Annotated in this window: 17 protein-coding genes; 10 read left to right on the top strand and 7 right to left on the bottom strand. The window is 71.1% G+C overall.

The window, feature by feature from the left end; all coding sequences use genetic code 11:
* Nucleotides 1–43: 43 nt before the first annotated feature.
* From ACIPTO_RS07045 to ACIPTO_RS07030, 4 genes are all read right to left on the bottom strand, one after another.
* Complete coding sequence (locus ACIPTO_RS07045) at nucleotides 44–1,018, bottom strand: EamA family transporter (protein WP_401189993.1); 975 nt, start codon at nucleotides 1,016–1,018, stop codon at nucleotides 44–46.
* An 81-nt stretch (nucleotides 1,019–1,099) separates the two neighbouring features.
* Entirely contained in the window at nucleotides 1,100–3,193 is a 2,094-nt protein-coding gene (locus tag ACIPTO_RS07040) for an ABC transporter ATP-binding protein (protein WP_401189991.1), read from the bottom strand.
* 99 nt (nucleotides 3,194–3,292) lie between these two features.
* Nucleotides 3,293–3,424, bottom strand: coding sequence for a hypothetical protein (locus ACIPTO_RS07035; RefSeq protein ID WP_019072556.1), 132 nt, complete (start codon nucleotides 3,422–3,424; stop codon nucleotides 3,293–3,295).
* A 293-nt stretch (nucleotides 3,425–3,717) separates the two neighbouring features.
* Nucleotides 3,718–6,579 (bottom strand): FAD-binding and (Fe-S)-binding domain-containing protein, encoded by a 2,862-nt coding sequence (locus ACIPTO_RS07030; RefSeq protein ID WP_401189990.1) that lies wholly within the window; start codon nucleotides 6,577–6,579, stop codon nucleotides 3,718–3,720.
* A 268-nt stretch (nucleotides 6,580–6,847) separates the two neighbouring features.
* Here ACIPTO_RS07030 and ACIPTO_RS07025 point away from each other — a divergent pair, with 268 nt between their 5' ends.
* From ACIPTO_RS07025 to ACIPTO_RS06990, 8 genes are all read left to right on the top strand, one after another.
* Complete coding sequence (locus tag ACIPTO_RS07025) at nucleotides 6,848–8,521, top strand: ATP-binding protein (protein WP_401189988.1); 1,674 nt, start codon at nucleotides 6,848–6,850, stop codon at nucleotides 8,519–8,521.
* The gene (locus tag ACIPTO_RS07020) at nucleotides 8,518–8,925 is read left to right on the top strand and encodes a roadblock/LC7 domain-containing protein (protein ID WP_366316976.1); all 408 of its coding nucleotides are present in this window, start codon (nucleotides 8,518–8,520) and stop codon (nucleotides 8,923–8,925) included. The genes ACIPTO_RS07025 and ACIPTO_RS07020 overlap by 4 nt, the downstream gene beginning before the upstream one ends.
* Complete coding sequence (locus ACIPTO_RS07015) at nucleotides 8,922–9,266, top strand: DUF742 domain-containing protein (protein WP_366316978.1); 345 nt, start codon at nucleotides 8,922–8,924, stop codon at nucleotides 9,264–9,266. The genes ACIPTO_RS07020 and ACIPTO_RS07015 overlap by 4 nt, the downstream gene beginning before the upstream one ends.
* Nucleotides 9,247–9,924 carry a GTP-binding protein gene (locus ACIPTO_RS07010; protein WP_401189986.1) on the top strand — a complete coding sequence of 226 codons (678 nt, stop codon included), beginning with the start codon at nucleotides 9,247–9,249 and terminating at the stop codon, nucleotides 9,922–9,924. The genes ACIPTO_RS07015 and ACIPTO_RS07010 overlap by 20 nt, the downstream gene beginning before the upstream one ends.
* Nucleotides 9,921–11,126, top strand: a complete 1,206-nt coding sequence (locus ACIPTO_RS07005) for a cytochrome P450 (RefSeq protein WP_366316982.1) — start codon at nucleotides 9,921–9,923, stop codon at nucleotides 11,124–11,126. Before ACIPTO_RS07010 ends, ACIPTO_RS07005 begins: the two co-directional genes overlap by 4 nt.
* Nucleotides 11,127–11,244: 118 nt before the next feature.
* Nucleotides 11,245–12,465: a cytochrome P450 gene (locus ACIPTO_RS07000; RefSeq protein ID WP_366316984.1), complete on the top strand. Its 1,221-nt coding sequence runs from the start codon at nucleotides 11,245–11,247 to the stop codon at nucleotides 12,463–12,465.
* 97 nt (nucleotides 12,466–12,562) lie between these two features.
* Nucleotides 12,563–13,681 carry a phosphoserine transaminase gene (serC, locus tag ACIPTO_RS06995; RefSeq protein WP_401189985.1) on the top strand — a complete coding sequence of 373 codons (1,119 nt, stop codon included), beginning with the start codon at nucleotides 12,563–12,565 and terminating at the stop codon, nucleotides 13,679–13,681.
* A 251-nt stretch (nucleotides 13,682–13,932) separates the two neighbouring features.
* On the top strand, nucleotides 13,933–14,745 hold the full coding sequence (locus ACIPTO_RS06990) for an acyl carrier protein (RefSeq protein ID WP_401189983.1): 813 nt from the start codon (nucleotides 13,933–13,935) through the stop codon (nucleotides 14,743–14,745).
* A gap of 1 nt (nucleotide 14,746) precedes the next feature.
* Here the strand turns inward: ACIPTO_RS06990 and ACIPTO_RS06985 are convergent, their stop codons facing one another.
* Together ACIPTO_RS06985 and ACIPTO_RS06980 are read right to left on the bottom strand one after the other, a co-directional pair.
* Entirely contained in the window at nucleotides 14,747–14,926 is a 180-nt protein-coding gene (locus ACIPTO_RS06985) for a DUF397 domain-containing protein (RefSeq protein WP_401189982.1), read from the bottom strand.
* Nucleotides 14,923–15,792 carry a helix-turn-helix domain-containing protein gene (locus tag ACIPTO_RS06980; protein ID WP_401189980.1) on the bottom strand — a complete coding sequence of 290 codons (870 nt, stop codon included), beginning with the start codon at nucleotides 15,790–15,792 and terminating at the stop codon, nucleotides 14,923–14,925. Before ACIPTO_RS06980 ends, ACIPTO_RS06985 begins: the two co-directional genes overlap by 4 nt.
* A gap of 187 nt (nucleotides 15,793–15,979) precedes the next feature.
* Here ACIPTO_RS06980 and ACIPTO_RS06975 point away from each other — a divergent pair, with 187 nt between their 5' ends.
* Nucleotides 15,980–16,399, top strand: a complete 420-nt coding sequence (locus tag ACIPTO_RS06975) for an ATP-binding protein (protein ID WP_401189978.1) — start codon at nucleotides 15,980–15,982, stop codon at nucleotides 16,397–16,399.
* A gap of 181 nt (nucleotides 16,400–16,580) precedes the next feature.
* Nucleotides 16,581–17,189, top strand: coding sequence for a hypothetical protein (locus tag ACIPTO_RS06970; RefSeq protein WP_401189976.1), 609 nt, complete (start codon nucleotides 16,581–16,583; stop codon nucleotides 17,187–17,189).
* A gap of 72 nt (nucleotides 17,190–17,261) precedes the next feature.
* Here the strand turns inward: ACIPTO_RS06970 and ACIPTO_RS06965 are convergent, their stop codons facing one another.
* Entirely contained in the window at nucleotides 17,262–17,600 is a 339-nt protein-coding gene (locus ACIPTO_RS06965; RefSeq protein ID WP_401189975.1) for a hypothetical protein, read from the bottom strand.
* Nucleotides 17,601–17,683 lie beyond the last annotated feature (83 nt).

Here is a 17,683-nt window from a genome sequence, read left to right as displayed (position 1 = left end):
GGCCGCCACCGGGACCTGGCCCCGGGCCGCGACGGGACGTCGCCTACACGTCCACTCTCGGCTTCCCCCGGCCCACCTGCGTCCGCACCGCCCCCATGCTCGCCGCGATCACCAGCGCGATGGCCAGGGCCTCGGGAACGGAGAGCGCCTGGTGAAGGATCAGGAAGCCCGCGGTCGCGGCCACCGCGGGTTCCAGGCTCATCAGGATGGCGAAGGTGGAGGAGGGGAGGCGGCGCAGGGCGAGGAGTTCCAGCGTGTACGGGAGGACCGAGGACAGCACGGCCACGGCGGACCCGAGGGCGACGGTCGCCGGGTCGAGCAGCCTCGTGCCCGACTCCACGACCCCGAGCGGCAGGAACACCACCGCCGCCACCACCATCGCCAGCGCCAGTCCGTCGGCCTGCGGAAAGCGCCGTCCCGTGCGCGCGCTGAAGATGATGTACGTGGCCCACATCGCACCGGCCCCCAGGGCGAAGGCCACGCCCACGGGGTCCAGGCTGCTGAAGCCTCCGCCGCCGAGGAGGAAGACGCCCGCCAGGGCGAGACCCGCCCAGACCGCGTTCAGCGCGCGCCGGGACGTCAGGACGGAGAGGGCGAGCGGGCCCAGTACCTCAAGGGTCACCGCGGGGCCCAGAGGAATGCGGGCCAACGACTGGTAGAAGAGGCCGTTCATCGCGGCCATGGTGATGCCGAAGACGACGACCGTGCCCCAGTCCGCCCGCGAGTGCCCCCGCACGCTCGGCCGGCACACCACGAGCAGGACCACCGCGGCCACCAGCAGCCGCAGCGTCACCACGCCCAGCGCCCCCACCCTGGGCATCAGCGTCACCGCCAGCGCACCCCCGAACTGCACCGAGATCCCCCCGGCGAGCACGAGCCCCACCGGCCCGAGCGAGCCCAGGCGGCCGGGGGTGACGGCAGGGTCGGCGGTCGGGCCCGCGGTCGGGGTGGCCGCGGGGGCGGTGGTCGACGTACTGGGGATGCTCACAGGGCTTCCAAGGCTCGGCTCAGCGCGCATTCGTCCATCACGATGCACTGCTCAGTCCATGGTAATGGACTTCGACAGGTGTGAGAACCCTTTATGCAACTGTCACTCGCTCTAGTCCCGGAACAGGGGCCGCCCGTCGGGGAGGGTGGCGGGCAGGGGCCCGAAGAGCGGATCGGCGTACTCCGGCTCCGGGTACGCGGTCTGCGGGTGGGCCGGTTGACGCGTCGGCCCGTACGTGAAGCCGCGCTCCGTCTCGTACGGCGTCGGTACGTACGCGGGCTCGTACGTCGGCGCGCAGGGCCCCGGCGCCCAGCTCCCGGCGAACACCGGCGCCACGGGATACCCGTGACCCGCTCCCGCCCCCGCCCCGGTCTCCGCGAACGCCGGGAGCCTCAACTCCCCCGTGTCCATCAGCGCGTTGTTCTGCGAGCGGTGCAACCGCGAGTAGGCCCCGCCCCGCGCCATCAGCTCCTCGTGCCGGCCCGTCTCCACGATCCGGCCCCGGTCCACGACCAGGACGCGGTCGGCGTCCGGGGCGAGGTTGAGGTCATGGGTGATCATGATGGTCGTCCGGCCCGCCATCAGGCGGCGCAGGGGCTTCACCACCCGGCGGGCTGCCATCGAGTCCAGTCCGGTCGTCGGTTCGTCGAGGACCAGGACCGGCGCGTCCCGCAGAATCGCCCGCGCGATGGCCAGCCGCTGCAGCTGACCCCCGGACAACCGGGCCGAGTTGGGGTCGACCTTCGTGTCGTAGCCATCGGGCAGCCGCAGGATGAAGTCGTGCGCGTCGGCGGCGACGGCCGCGTCCACGATCGCCTGCTCGCTGGCACCGGGCCGCCCGCAGGCGATGTTCGCGCGGACGGTGTCGTGCAGGACGAGGGTCTCCTGGGGAAGCAGGGTCACGTACTCGCGCAGACGGGCCAGCGGCAGGTTCCGCAGCGGTACACCGTCGAGCAGCACCTCGCCCGCGTCGGGGTCGTAGAACCGGAGGAGCATCTTGGAGACGGTGGATTTTCCGGCGCCGCTGGGGCCGGTGACGATCACCAGCTCGCCGGGGGCGACCGTGAACGAGAGGCCCTCCAGGGCGGTCCGGTCCGCGCCCGGGTAGGCGAAGGAGACGTCGCGGAGTTCGACCGTGCCGTCCGGTCGGCCGGTCTGCGGGTCGCAGGCGGGGTCGGCGACGGACGGGCGGACGTCGAGGATCTCGATGAGGCGCTCGGCGCCCGCGGTGGCGGCGGTGACGGTGAGGCCGAGTTGGGCCAGGCCGCGGACGGGCGGGTAGAGGTAGCCCAAGAAGGCGGAGAACGCGAGGAGTTGGCCGAGGGTCATACGGCCGGTGGAGATCTCCCAGGCGCCGATGCCGATGACGGCGAGCACGCACACGGTCTCGATGACGGAGACGAGCTGCTCGTAGGCCTCGTTGAGCCGCGTCGAGCGGACGGAGGCGCGGAACCAGGCGCCGGCCTCCTCGTTCAGGCGTCGGCGCTCGGCGTCGCGGCGGCCGTAGGCCTGGGTGAGGACGATGTTGCCGAGCGACTCCTCGACCACGGAGGTGATCGCGCCGTCGGCGACCCGGCCCTCGCGCGAGACGTCCTTGATGGAGCCGGAGAAACGGCGGGCCGCGAGCCAGAAGAGAGGAGCCAGGACGAAGGTGGCGGCGGCCAGGTCCCAGCGGAGCCAGAACGCGGCGGCGGCGTAGAAGAGCGCCGAGAACAGCGCGGAGGCGGTGCCGACCACGCCGGACACGACGAGGGTCTCGATCGCCTCGACGTCGCTGGTGAGGCGGGACAACAGGTCGCCCTGGCGGTGCCGTTGGAAGAAGTGCGGGGGCAACTGCTGCACATGGTCGAAGACATGCTCGCGCAGTCTCATCACGAAGCGTTCGGTGGCCCAGGCGGCAAGGGAGTTGCCGGCGTACGAGACGAACGCGCCGAGGACCGCGACGCCCAGCCACTTGGCGGCCGGGTTCCAGAAGGCGCTCAGGGAGCCCTTCGCGAGGGCGCGGTCGGTGAGGTCGCTGAAGAGGAGGACGGCCTCGGTCTCGGTGAGCGCGCCGACGACGGTGCACACCCAGACGAGCATCAGCCAGCGTCTGAGTCCCCGGGTGAGCGGCCAGAACCGGCGGAATGCGACGCGGGCGGGAATGGTGGGAGTCCCGTACTCCTCACCATATTCAAGGTCTTCCTCGTCAGAATCCACACCCATGACCCCCTCCACTTTCCGTCATCAGAATTCTTTTGGACTTTTGAATTCGGGAAAGAAAAGAGGGCCGACTGCGTGGGTCGGCCCTCTTCTACTGCCGGATCAGCTGTCCTGGCCGGGCAGCGGCTTCGGCAGCGGCTTCGGCTCGTGCTTCTTGCGCGGCTTCGGCGGCGGCGGGGGCGGAAGCTGCTGCTTCTTGGGCTTGGGCAGCGGGGCGAGCTTGTTGAGGCCCATTCCGAACTCCTTGGTTGTGCAGAGGAATCTGTGCGTCAAAGTCGAGCGTTTTACCGCCCGGGGAATTCCCGACACCGATGAACGTACACGCGGCCGACGCCAAGGGGCAGCAAAAATGGCAAGCGAACGGCAAGCAGGCGCTGTGAATACCTTGGTGAATCCTGAGTTACCGCGGCGAACCTGAGAGTTCTCTTATAAACCTGAGAGAAGCCTTGATGAACCTGTGCGTCCGCCGTCAGCCGCGACGCCCGCCTTCGCCGGTCACCGGTCCTCGGGGTACCGGTCCTCGTCGCTCACTTGTCCTCGGGGCGCAGTGCTTCCGCCAGCACCTCCGCCAGGTGGCGTCCCCGTACTCCCGCCAGCTGCTCCAGCTGGGTGCGGCACGAGAAGCCGTCGGCCAGGACGACCGCGTCCTGCGGGGCCTGCCTCACGGACGGCATCAGTTGTTCCTCCGCGCAGGCCGCCGACACCTCGTAGTGCCCCTTCTCGAAGCCGAAGTTGCCGGCCAAGCCGCAGCAGCCGCCCGCCAGTTCGCCCGTCAGGCCCGCTGCCGCGCGCAGCCGGCGGTCCGGGGCGTCGCCCAGGACCGCGTGCTGGTGGCAGTGGGTCTGGCCGGCCGCCGGGCGGTCGACGCGGGGCGGGGTCCAGTCGGGGGCCAGGCGCTCCAGCGCCTCGGCGAAGGTGAGGACGGCGGCGGAGAGGCGGGCCGCCCGGGGGTCGTCGGGGAGCAGTTCGGGGAGGTCCGTGCGGAGGGCCGCGGCGCAGCTCGGTTCCAGGACGACCACATGGGGCGTGTCCTCCAGAAGTCCGCTCACCGCGTCCAGCGTCCGCCGCATCACCTCGCGCGCCGGGTCCAGTTGGCCCGTCGTCACGTACGTCAGGCCGCAGCAGACCGGTTTCGCCGCCGTCACCGGGAGCACGTCCAGCCCGGCCGCCTCCAGCACCCGCACCGCCGCCAGCCCGACCGCCGGCGAGAGGTGTTCCGTGAACGTGTCCGGCCAGAGGAGGACCCGGCTCCGGCCCGGCGGCCTCGCTTCCTCCCGCACCCCGTGTCGCCACGCCCGGGTGAACGTCGTCCCCGCCAGCCGTGGAATCTCCCGCTCCGCCGCGATGCCGCCCAGCCTCTTCGCCAGCGCCGCCAACGGCCGTACCGAGGCGAGGGAGTTGACCAGCCAGGCCGTGCGCGTACGCGCCACCAGCCGGAGCCAGCGGGGCAGCCGGCCCAGCGCGTAGTGGGCCGCGGGCCGTCGCCTGCCCTGGTAGTGGTGGTGGAGGAACTCCGCCTTGTACGTGGCCATGTCGACCCCGACCGGGCAGTCGGTGCGGCAGCCCTTGCAGGACAGGCAGAGGTCGAGCGCGTCCCGGACCTCCGTCGACCGCCAGCCGTCGGTGACCAGTTCGCCCGCGAGCATCTCGTGCAGGAGGCGGGCCCGCCCGCGCGTGGAGTGCTCCTCCTCGCCGGTCACCCGGAACGACGGGCACATCACCGACGGCCCGGCGGCCTCGGGAGTACGGCACTTGGCCACTCCCACGCACCGCCGCACCGCCGCCGAGAAGTCCCCGCCGTCGGCCGGGTACCCGAACACCACGTCCACCGGCTCGCGCGGGAGCACCGCGAAGCGGAGGTTGGTGTCCAGCGGGGCCGGGCGCACCAGCATCCCGGGGTTGAGGAGGTCGTCCGGGTCCCACACCCCCTTCGCCCGCTCGAACAGGCCGACCATCTCGGCGCCGTACATCCGGGGCAGCAGCTCCGCCCGCGCCTGTCCGTCCCCGTGCTCCCCGGAGAGCGAGCCGCCGTGGGCCGTCACCAGGTCGGCCAGCTCTGTCGAGAAGCCCCGGAAGCGGGCGATCCCCGCCTCGGTCAACAGGTCGAAGTCGATGCGCACATGGATGCAGCCGTCCCCGAAGTGGCCGTACGGCGTGCCCCGCAGGCCGTGGGCGGCGAGCAGGCTCCTGAAGTCCCGCAGATACGCGCCCAGTCGGGCCGGCGGCACCGCGCAGTCCTCCCAGCCCGGCCACGCCTCCGCGCCTCCCCCGGCCCCGGCCCCGGGGTGCAGGGAGGTGTCCGCGGGAATCCGTGTCGCCGTACCGCTCGCGTCCTCGCGGATGCGCCACAGGGCGCGCCGGCCCGAGGGGTCCGTCACCACCAGGGAGTCGAGGACGTCGGCCGCGCGGACGATCGTCTCGGCCCGCGCGCGTGCCTCCGCCGCCGTGTCGCCGCCGGTCTCGACGAACAGCCAGGCCCCGCCCCGGGGGAGGTCGGCCGTGGTGCGGACCAGGTCGGCGGCCATGCCCTCCACCGTGAGCGGGCCGTGCACCAGCAGGCCCGCCGCCGCCTCCGCCGCCGCGCTCTCGTCGGCGTAGCCCAGGACGGCCAGCGCGAGGGCGCGGGGGGCCTCGACGAGTCGTACGACCGCCTCCGTGACGATGCCCAGGGTGCCCTCGCTGCCGCAGAACGAGCGGGCGACGTCCGCGCCGTTCTCCGGGAGGAGGGCGTCCAGCGCGTACCCCGAGATGCGGCGCGGGAGGTCCGGGAAGCCGGTGCGCAGGCGGGCCGACTCGCTCTCGACCAGGGGCCGTAGACCCTCCGGGGCGCCCGACCAGTCGCGGCCGAGGCGGAGGGAGTCGCCTCGCGCGGTGATCACGGACAGTTCGCTGACGCTGTCCGCCGTGGTGCCCCAGGCGACCGAGTGGGAGCCGCAGGAGTTGTTGCCGATCATGCCGCCGAGGGTGCAGCGGCTGTGGGTCGAGGGGTCGGGGCCGAAGCGCAACCCGTGCGGGGCGGCGGCCTGTTGGAGGCGGTCTAGGATCAGGCCGGGCCGGACGACCGCCGTACGGGAGGCGGGGTCGAGGGACACCAGTCCGTCCATGTGCCGGGTGAAGTCGAGCACCACGCCCGTGCCCGTCGCCTGGCCCGCGATCGAGGTGCCGCCGCCGCGGGCCACGACCGGCACTCCATGGGCCCGGCAGGCGGCCAGCGTCGCCGCCACGTCGTCGGCGTCACGGGGTGCGACGACGCCCAGCGGGACGCGCCGGTAGTTCGACGCGTCCATGGTCACCAGCGCCCGGGACGTGACGTCGAAGCTCACCTCGCCGCGGACGGTCCCGCGCAGCTCGGCCCGCACGCCCGCCAGTTCCGCCTGAAGATCCGCCATGCACCCAGCATGCACCCGACCACTGACAGTGACCGCTCGGCATCTGGCGAAACGTTCCGGGAAAATTCCCGCCCAGGGGTCACCGATTCGGTGAACGCATCCAGAACCTCCCCAGTTCGATCACTAACTCTCATATAGTGACCGTCAGTTGAGCACCCGGTGTCGCTTCTCGCCCAGGAACCCGACGAGCACCCCCCGAGGACACGACCGAGGACGACTGAGGACCGACGACCAAAGACGCCCGAGGACCCGACCGAGGACCCCCTTCATGACCGCCCCCATGCTGCCCGGCGAACGCCCCACCTTCCGCACCGTCGCCCCCGTTCCCGTGCTCACCGCCGTCCTGGCCGTACTCGCGGTCGCCGGCGCGGTCTACGTGACCCCCGACGCGAAGCGCCTCGCGGTCGCGGCCGCCGCGAGCGCGGGCGCACTGCTGCTGTCCGCGGCCGTCGCGATCGCCACGCACGCGTACCAGACGGCCCGTATCACCCGCCGCCGTCTTGAGGCCGTCACGCTGGACGCGGGACGGCTGCTGCAGGAACGGGCCCGGCTGAGCACGGACTTCGACCGGGAGCGGGTGCAGCTGACCGAGGAGCTGACCCATGAGCGGGCCCGGCTGACCACCGAACTCTCCCAGGAACGCACCCGGTTGACCTCCGACTTCGCCCAGGAGCGGCTGCGGCTGACCACCTCCTTCGCGGAGGAGCGCGCCCGCCTCACGGAGGAGAGCGAGCTGGAGTGCGCGCGGCTGAGCGCCGAGAACAAGCAGCTGTCCGAGCGGGCCCGCCGCGACTCCCACGAACGCGCCGCCGCGCTCTCCGCGACCGCCAACGCGGCCGGCCGGATGCAGGCGCTGGCCACCGGCATGCTCGCCGACCTGCGGGCCATGGAGGAGCGGCACTCGGACGAGGACGTCCTCGCCGACCTGCTCCACCTCGACCACCGCACCGCGCAGGCGGGCCGTCTCGCCGACTCCGTCGCCGTCCTCACCGGCGCCCGCTCCGGCCGCCGTTGGGCCCGCCCGATCGCCATGGAGTCGATCCTGCGCGGCGCGATGGGCCGGATCAGCGGCTACCAGCGGGTGCGCGTGCACTCCGCGAGCGACGCCGCCGTCGCCGGGCACGCGGCCGAGGGCGTGATGCACGCGCTGGCCGAACTCCTCGACAACGCGGCGAACTTCTCGCCGCCGAGCGCCGAAGTGCACGTCTACGTGGAAGAAGTGCCCGCCGGGGTCATCCTCTCGGTGGAGGACAGCGGTCTCGTCATGGGCGACATCCAACTCCGCCGCGCCGAACGGGCGGTGTCCGGTGACGCCGTCGAGCTCGGCGGTCTCACCGGCACCCGGCTCGGCCTCGCGGTCGTCGGCAGGCTGGCCCGCAAGTACGGCCTGAAGGTGTCGTACCGGCCCTCCGCGCGCGGCGGCACCGGCGTGCTGATGCTCGTCCCGCAGGACATCCTCGTACCCCAGGACGCCTCGGCACCGCAGGGCACCGCCCCGCTCCCGGAGGCGCCGGCACCGGTGGCCGCGGAAGCGGTGCGCGAGCCCGCCGCCGCGGAGCAGCCGTGGATGTCCTACGCCGCCGGGCGCACCCTCGCCGACCTGGACCCGGATCCGGTGCCCACGCACGAGTCGGCGGACCGCGACGCCGGGTCCGCGCCGGTGCAGGACGCGCCGGACCCCCTGCCCGAAGGCCTGCCCAAGCGGCGCCGGGGTCAGGCGCTCGCCGAGGCCGAGCGCTCACGCGCGCGTGCCGAGTCCCCCGCCCCCGACACGGCCCGGCGCCCCGCGCCCTCCGCCGACGACACCCTCGCGCGCACCGCCCGCTTCAACAGCTTCCGCCAGGCCGTACGCGCCGCGACACCCGAACCGGACACGGACACGCCCGCAGCCGCGGCATCCGTCACCTCCCCCTCCCACCCGGAAGGCAACGCCACCTCATGACCGGCACGACGACAGCCGACGAGAAGCTCACCTGGCTCATCGAGGGCCTCCTGGAGCGCACCCCGGGCGCACGGCACGCGCTCGTGCTGTCCCGGGACGGCCTGAAGCTGTGCCGGACCCCCGAACTCTCCGTCGACCAGGCCGACCAGCTCGCCGCCATCGCCGCGGGGATCCAGTCGCTGTCGCACGGCGCCTCGGTGGAGTTCGGCGACGGCAGCGGCGGGGTGCGCACCGCGATGACCGAGTTCTACGGCGGCGTGCTGTTCATCGTCGAGGCGGGCGAGGGCGCCCACCTGGCGCTGGTGACCACCGAGGACGCGGACGCGGGGCTGATCGGGCACAACATGAGCGAGCTGGTCGAACAGCTCGGCGAGCACCTGCGCGCGGAACCGCGTACGTCATGAGCCGCCCCGGCAGGGACGACTCACCCGACCGCCTGTACACGCTCACCGGAGGCCGCACCCGCTCCGCACCGGACAACCCGTTCGACCTGGTGACCCTCGTGGTCGCCGAGTCCGGGCCGGTGGCCGGCATGCAGTCGGAGCACGCGGCGATCCTGCGGCTCACCGAACACCCCACGGCCGTCGTCGAGTTGGCGGCCGAGCTGAAGCTCCCGGTGTCCATCACCAAGATCCTCCTCTCCGACCTTCTCGCGGCCGGCCGGGTCAGTGCCCGGCACCCGCGCAAGGCCGTGTCCGATCCCGACGTCCTGGAACAGGTGCTCGTTGGACTCCGCAACCTCTGACGCGCGCACCCCCTTGGGTGCCACCGCCGAGAACGGCCTGAAGATCGTGGTCGTCGGCGGCTTCGGTGTCGGCAAGACCACGCTGGTCCGCTCGGTCAGCGAGATACGTCCCCTCAACACCGAGGAGACGATGACGAAGGCCGGCGAGGCCGTCGACGACATCAGCGAGGTGCGCGGCAAGTCCGCGACCACGGTCGCCTTCGACTTCGGGCGCATCACCCTCGACGCCCGCAACGTGCTGTACCTGTTCGGCGCGCCCGGCCAGGAGAGGTTCTGGTTCCTCTGGGACCGGCTCTTCTCGGGGACGCTCGGCGCGGTCGTCCTCGTCGACACCCGGCGGATCGGCGACTCCTGGTACGCCATCGACCGTCTCGAACACCACGGCACGCCCTTCATCGTGGCCTGCAACGACTTCGGCGGCCCCGCCTACGCCCCGCAGCAGATCCGCGAGGCCCTCGACCTCGACCCGCACGTCCCCCTCCTGGACTGCGACGCCCGCTCCCGCGCGTCCGCGAAGCAGGTCCTGATCACCCTGGTCGAGCACGTCAGGAACCACCACGCCCCGCACGGCGCTCGCCACGGCACGCATGCCCCCTCCTTCCACCAGCCCCTCCCGCAGTCCCTCCACCAGTCCCCCCACCAGGAGTTGGCCCTGTGACCGCGCCCGTACCGCTGAGTGGACCCAGGTTTCAGACCGAACCGGCGCAGCTGTACCGGGAGATGCGGCGCGAGCACGGCGCCGTGACCCCCGTGGTGCTCGACGGCGACATCCCGGCCTGGCTGGTGCTCGGCTACCGCGAGCTGCACCAGGTCACCGGAGATCCCGTCCTGTTCAGCCGTGACTCCGACCTGTGGAACCAGTGGGACGACATCCCCGACGACTGGCCGCTGCTCCCGATGATCGGCCGCAAGCAGCCGTCGATCCTGTACACGGTCGGCGAACGGCACCGCGAGCGCGTCAGCATGATCAGCGACGCCCTGGAGGCCGTCGACCCCTCCGAACTCCGCTCGTACACCGAGAAGTTCGCGGACGAGCTGATCGACGGGATCTGCGCCAAGGGTGAGACGGACATCGTGGGCGACTACGCGATGCTGCTGCCGGTGCGCGTCCTGGCGCGGCTCTACGGCTTCCGGGACGAGCAGGGGCCGGGCCTGGTGACCGCGCTCAACGACATGATCGACGGCCGGGAGCGGGCGATCGCAGGGCAGACCCATCTCGCCACGTCCATGGGGCGGTTGCTGGCCGACCGGAAGGACGAGCCGGCCGACGACGTCGTGTCGCGGATGCTGACGCACGAGTCCGGCTTCAGCGACGTCGAGATCGCCCAGGACCTGATGGTGATGATGGCGGCGGGCCACCAGCCGACCGCCGACTGGATCGGCAACTCGCTGCGGCTGATGCTGACCGACGACCGGTTCGCGGCCTCCCTCTTCGGCGGCCGCAACAGCGTCGCCGAGGCCATGAACGAGGTCCTGTGGGAGGACACCCCGACCCAGAACGTGGCCGGGCGCTGGGCCTCCCGCGACACCCAGCTGGCCGGCCGCCGCATCCGCGCGGGCGACCTGCTCCTGCTCGGCCTCCAGGGCGCCAACTCCGACCCCCAGGTCCGCACCGACGGCGCCTCGCTCACCGGCGGCAACAACGCGCACTTCTCCTTCGGGCACGGCGAGCACCGGTGTCCGTTCCCGGCGCAGGAGGTCGCCGAGGTGATCGCGCGGACCGGCATCGAGGTCGTACTGGACCGCCTGCCGGACATCGACCTCGCGGTCCCCGCCGAGTCCCTCACCCGCAGGCCCTCGCCGTGGCTGCGCGGCCTGACGGAACTGCCGGTGCGGTTCACGCCCGTACCCGCGCTCTGAGCTTCAGGACCCGATCCTGCGTCACCCCGGCGGCACCACAACGCCCGCCGGGGGCCCGGGAGTTGACCCCACCCCCGGGAGGACGCGGCACCCCACCCCTGCCCTTGGAGGCACCCGCATGAGCACCGGTACCGAAGAGACCCGCATCGTCCTCGACCCCTTCGTCGGCGACCTGGACGGCGAGAGCGCCAGGCTGCGCGCGGCCGGTCCGCTGGCCGCCGTGGAGCTGCCCGGTGGCGTGCCCGTGTGGGCGGTGACGCGGCACGCCGAGGCGAAACAGCTGCTCACGGATCCACGGCTGGTCAAGGACATCAACGTCTGGGGTGCCTGGCAGCGGGGCGAGATCCCCGCGGACTGGCCGCTGATCGGGCTCGCGAACCCGGGCCGCTCGATGCTGACCGTGGACGGCGCCGACCACCGCAGGATGCGCACGCTGGTCGCGCAGGCGCTCACCCCGCGCCGGGTGGAGCAGATGCGGGAGCGGATAGCGAAGTTCACGGAGGGGCTGCTCGACGGCCTGGACGGGGACGTCGTGGACCTGAAGGCCGCGTTCGCCTATCCGCTCCCCATGTACGTCGTCGCCGACCTCATGGGCATCGCGGAGGACCGGCTCCCGCGTCTGAAGGAGCTGTTCGAGAAGTTCTTCTCGACGCAGACCCCGCCCGCGGAGGTCATCGCGACGCTCACGGAGCTCGCGGGCATCATGGCGGACACGGTCGCGGCCAAGCGCGCCGAGCCCGGCGACGACCTGACCTCGGCGCTGATCCTGGCCTCCGAGAACGGCGACCACCTCACCGACGAGGAGATCGTCTCCACGCTCCAGCTGATGGTCGCGGCCGGCCACGAGACGACGATCTCGCTGATCGTCAACGCGGTCGTCAACCTGTCGGCACACCCCGTCCAGCGCGCCCTGGTGCTGGCGGGCGAGGCCGACTGGTCCTCCGTGATCGAGGAGACCCTGCGCCACTCGACGCCCACCTCGCACGTCCTGATCCGCTTCGCCACGGAGGACGTCCAGGTCGGCGACAGGACCCTGCCGGCCGGGGACGCGCTGATCGTGTCGTACGCCGCGATCGGCCGCGACGAGGAGGCCCACGGGCCGACGGCGGGCGAGTTCGACATCACCCGCACCAGCGAGAACCGCCACATCTCCTTCGGCCACGGCCCGCACGTCTGCCCCGGCGCGGCGCTCTCCCGGCTGGAGGCGGGGGTGGCGCTCCCGGCGCTCTACGAGCGTTTCCCGGCCCTGGACCTGGCCGTCCCGGCGTCGGAACTCCGCAACAAGCCGGTGGTGACCCAGAACGACATCTTCGAGCTGCCGGTCCGGCTGACGCCGTAGCGCGGCATCGCTCACCGTCGGTCCACGAGCCGGAGCGGTCGTCTCATCGAACGGACGCGTTTCCGTCCCGTTTCGCCGAGGGGATACGCTCCCGCTCGTGGCTGATATCCAGATTCCCGCTGACATCAAGCCCGCCGACGGACGTTTCGGCGCTGGCCCCTCCAAGGTGCGGACGGAGGCGCTGGACGCCCTGGCCGCCACCGGCACGTCCCTGCTCGGCACCTCCCACCGTCAGGCCCCGGTCAAGAACCTGGTCGGCAAGGTCCGCGAAGGCGTCTCCGCGCTGTTCTCGCTCCCCGAGGGCTACGAGGTCGTCCTCGGCAACGGCGGTTCGACGGCCTTCTGGGACGTCGCGACCCACGGCCTGATCGAGAACAAGTCCCAGCACCTGAACTTCGGCGAGTTCAGCTCCAAGTTCGCCAAGGCGGCCAAGCTCGCCCCGTGGCTGGCCGAGCCGACCGTCATCGCGAGCGACCCCGGCACCCACCCGGACCCGGCCGCCGAGGCGGGCGTCGACGTGTACGCGTTCACGCACAACGAGACGTCGACGGGTGTCGCGGCCCCGATCCAGCGGGTGCGGGGCGCCGACGCCGGCTCCCTGGTCCTGGTGGACGCCACGTCCGGCGCGGGCGGCCTCCCGGTCGACATCGCCGAGACCGACGTCTACTACTTCGCCCCGCAGAAGTCCTTCGCCTCCGACGGCGGCCTGTGGATCGGCGTCTTCTCCCCGGCCGCGATCGAGCGCGCCGAGCGCGTCCACGCGTCCGGCCGCCACGTCCCGGAGTTCTTCAGCCTCCCGACGGCGATCGACAACTCGCGCAAGAACCAGACGTACAACACCCCCGCGCTGTCCACCCTGTTCCTCCTCAACGAGCAGCTCGAGTGGATCAACGGCCAGGGCGGCCTGGACTGGTCGACGGCCCGCACGAAGGACTCGTCGAGCCGGCTGTACACGTGGGCGGAGGACTCGAAGTACGCCACCCCGTTCGTGTCCGACCCCACCAAGCGCTCGCAGGTCATCGGCACGATCGACTTCGCCGACGAGATCGACGCGGCGGCCGTCGCCAAGGTCCTGCGCGCCAACGGCATCGTCGACACCGAGCCCTACCGCAAGCTCGGCCGCAACCAGCTCCGCGTGGCGATGTTCCCGGCGATCGACCCGGCGGACGTCGAGGCGCTGACGCACTGCATCGACTACGTCATCGAGAAGCTGTAGTCGTCTCCACGACGGCCGAGGGCGCCCCGCGGTGGATCCGCGGGGCGCCCTTCGTCGTCGCAGGGCACTGCGGGGCGTCGTGCGGCCGACGTCCAGGTGAACCCGAAACCCGGGCAAACCACCCGCACACCACAGCCGCGTAACAGCGAACGCACAGGGCGCAACGGGCGCCCCGCCCCGCCGGTCGAACCCGGTGCGTCGCACACCTGCGGCGCAACTCCTCCGCTCCCGAACGAAGTTGGAGTTGCCCCATGCCCAGGAAGTCCCTGCCTGCGCGGCTCGCCGCGACCGCCGCGCTGCTGCTCGCCGCCGGCGCCCTGTCCGTGCCCGCCGCCTCCGCGGCCCCCTCGGACGGCGCCCCCGTCAAGGCGTACACCCTGACCGTGACGACCGACCCCACCACCACGAACTACGAGGAACGGCACGTCGACGTCACCGGCACCGTCACCAAGGCGGACGGCACCCCGGCGGCGAACATCCCCGTCACGGTCCAGGAGGTCGTCCAGTTCACGACCTGGAACCCGTGGGGCGACCCGATCGACCCGAACTACTACGAGCCCCGCGACCTCGGCACACCGGTCACCGACGCGCACGGGACGTTCACGATCCCGGGCGTCGACATCGACCACACGACCGGCAGCAGCCTGCTCAACGTCCAGCACGACGTGCACATCACCGCCTCCTACGACGAGGACGGCGACCCCGACACCCCGCAGGACGGGTACTTCACGGAGACCACCGTGGCCGCCAGGACGAAGTCCAGCTCGGTGAGCTACTCGGTCAACAAGAAGAAGGTGAAGGCCGGCGACATCCTCACCGTCCAGGGCAAGGTCACCCTCCCGCGCGGCGAGGAGCCCGAGGGCACGGAGATCTTCCTCCAGACCTACTGGGAGCAGGAGTCCCACGTGAAGGTGACCGCGGAGGACGACGGCTTCTTCGTCCTCTCGGTGCGCGTCTCGTCCTACGACGACACGTTCGTGCTGCGCACGGCTCCGGGTGACCTGTACGTGGCCGGGGCGACGCGGAAGCTGCCGATCACCAACACGTCGCTGCCCCGCGGGTAGTTCAGAGGGATTGAACGAAGCTGAGCCAGGCTTCCCGGGAGACGGTGAGGGAGGCGCTGTCTTCCGGGCGCTTGCTGTCGCGGACGGCTCGACCATGGGCGGCGGTGTCGGCGACCTCGACGCAGGCGTTCTCCGCACCCGAGTACGAGGACTTCCAGAAGGGGCTAACAACCTCGGTCACGATGTGTCTTCCTTCAAGCTCCGCAGTACGCCCCGGATGAGCTTCGCGCTCGCATCCGGCGTCAACGCTGACGATCGTAGTAGGTCGAACGCACTGGCGTAAGCGGCAAGGTCTTCGGCTCCCTCAAGGACCGATGTACCACGCAGGTTATCCATGGCGACCGCTTCGACCGTGGGCTCCTCGTCGAAACTGAAGGAGTAGAAGGCGGAGGAGTAACCAGCCAGCACGCCCGCGCTGACCGGCAGCACCTGCACGGTGACGTTCTTCCGCTCTCCGACTTCGAGGATCGCGGAGAGTTGCTCCCGGTGAATCTCGATACTCACCAGCGGTTGCGCGAGGACCGCTTCCCAGAGGATCGCCGTGTACGAGGCTCCGCCCTCCTCGATCTTCGCCTGCCTGCCCACGCGGACCTTCACCAACTGGGCGGCCCGCTCCGGCTCGATGTAGTGGGGACTGGCGGCGATAACCGCTTCCGCATAGGCCGGAGTTTGCAGGAGCCCTGGCATCATCACCGGCTGCCACTCGCGAATAAAGGTCGCGTCGTCCTCCAAGGCGATGTGATCGACGTAGTCCGGCCTCAGATGTGCAGCATGCTCCAGCCACCAGCCCCGGTTCTTGGAGTGCTTGGCCAAGTCCTCCAGTTTGACGCGCACTTCCGGATCAGTGACTCCGTACGCATCCAACAGCAACCGCACTTCGATCACGCGCGCGGTGACGTGCCCGCTCTCAAGTCGGCTGATCCTGGCCTGACTTGCCGCGATGACCTCGGCGGCCTGCGGTTGATCGAACTTCGCGGCATGCCGGTACTGCCTGAGCGCCGTACCCAGACGCCTGCTGCGTACCGTCGGCCGTCCACCTGCGGGCATGGGACACCCCTCTCTCCTCCGGCAACGATGCCACACGGACCGCCGCATCCGAGAGCATGTCACTCGATAGAGTGGACGAGTGAATGCATTCACTCGAACCTGTTGCACCATCACGGAATCCGACCCTAGCTTCATGAAGGCGCCTCATCGCAGCTCACCTTGACGGCACGTCAGGACGGAGTCCCCCATGCCCGCGTCCGAGAGTTTCCGCATCCCCAAGAACAGAAGCCACGTCCCCGTCGCCCGCCAACGGGTCCGGAAGGTCCTCGCGGACTGGGGCATCACCGACGAACTGGCGGACGCCGTCACCCTGTTGGCGAACGAACTGGTCACCAACGCGGTGACCCACTGCCGGGTCTCCCACGCCCGGATCGGAGTCGAACTGAGCCTCACGAACGGGGAGTTGACCTTAGAGGTCGCAGACCCGGACCGGGACCGACTCCCCCGCCCCCACGACTCGACCCCGGAGGAGGAAGGCGGCCGGGGCCTGGCCCTCGTCGCGGCGCTGGCGGACACCTGGGGATGCAGGCAGGGGCCGTACACGAAATGCGTGTGGGCGAGGTTCGACGTGAAGGGAGCCCAGACGCATGCTCCGGCGACTTCGTGAGGCGACGGCCCGTCTGCTCGCACGCAGAACTCCCCTACGCGTCAGGCCACTTGGGGAAGAGGTCAGGACGCCGGACCCTTACGTATGGCGCCTCCCCATCCCACCCGACGCCCGTACGAGGCGGTACGCCGCTACGTCACACTCCTGTAGGACGGCCGGAGATCCGTGACGGGAGACGCAGATGGACATCACCCTCATCCTGGCGAGCGGCATCGCCTGGACGGTCGTGTACGTCGAGGCGATCCGCATCGGGTTCCGCGAGCGCACCTACGCCATGCCGGCCGTGGCGCTGGGCCTCAACTTCGCCTGGGAGTGGACGTACGCGGTGCACAACCTGGTCTTCGACCCGTCGGTGCAGGGCGGCATCAACCTGGTGTGGGGCATCGCCGACGCCGTGATCGTGTACACGTTCTTCCGGTACGGCCGGGCGGAGTTCCCGTCGCTGGTCACTCCACGACTCTTCTCCGGGCTGAGCGTGCTGCTGTTCGGGATGTCGTTCGCCGTGCAGTGGCTGTTCCTGGCGAAGTTCGGGGCCGAGGACGGGGCCGGGTACTCGGCGTTCCTCCAGAACCTGCTGATGTCCGCCCTGTTCATCGCGATGTTCGTCGCGCGACGCGGACCGCGCGGGCAGTCGGTGACGATCGCGGTGGCCAAATGGCTCGGCACCCTCGCGCCGACGATCCTCTTCGGCGCCCTCCAGCACGACGGTTTCCTGCTCGGGCTCGGCGTGATGTGCAGCGTGCTCGATCTCGTGTACGTGTGGCTGTGCGTGGGGGCGAGGCGACCCTAGGCCGTGTCCGCAAGGTCCTGTCTGCCGCGCCCGCCCCCGTCCGGGGAGCCGGACGGGGGCGGGCGGCGGGTGTCAGGCGAAGATGGCGGAGCGGAATTCGAGCCTGCGGCTGAGGCGCTTGCCCGGGTCCATGGTGAAGTAGACGTCCCCGGCGCAGTCGGCGTCCTTGAAGACGGTGACGGTCGAGTCCGTCTCGTTGCTGGGGGCGAGTGCGGGGACGTTGTTGCCGACGGTCTCGGGGATGTCGATGCACACCCCGCTCTGCGGGTCCGTCAGCCCCTTGTCCAGGTCGATGCCGCCGGGGCCGACGTAGATGTAGCGGAACTCGCCGCTGGCGGCGGAGGCCGGCGAGGCGGGCAGGGTGACGAACAGGGCGAGGGCGCCGAGACCGGCGACCAGAGTGCTGCGCATGCGCATGGGTGTGCCCTTGGGACGAAGGAGTGGTGCCAAACGCCCCCAAACCTCCCCAACACGGTCCACCCGGAAAGCAATTG

Source organism: Streptomyces sp. NPDC090083 (assembly GCF_044747445.1).
Lineage (GTDB): Bacteria > Actinomycetota > Actinomycetes > Streptomycetales > Streptomycetaceae > Streptomyces.
This window is presented reverse-complemented; position numbering and strand designations above follow the sequence as displayed.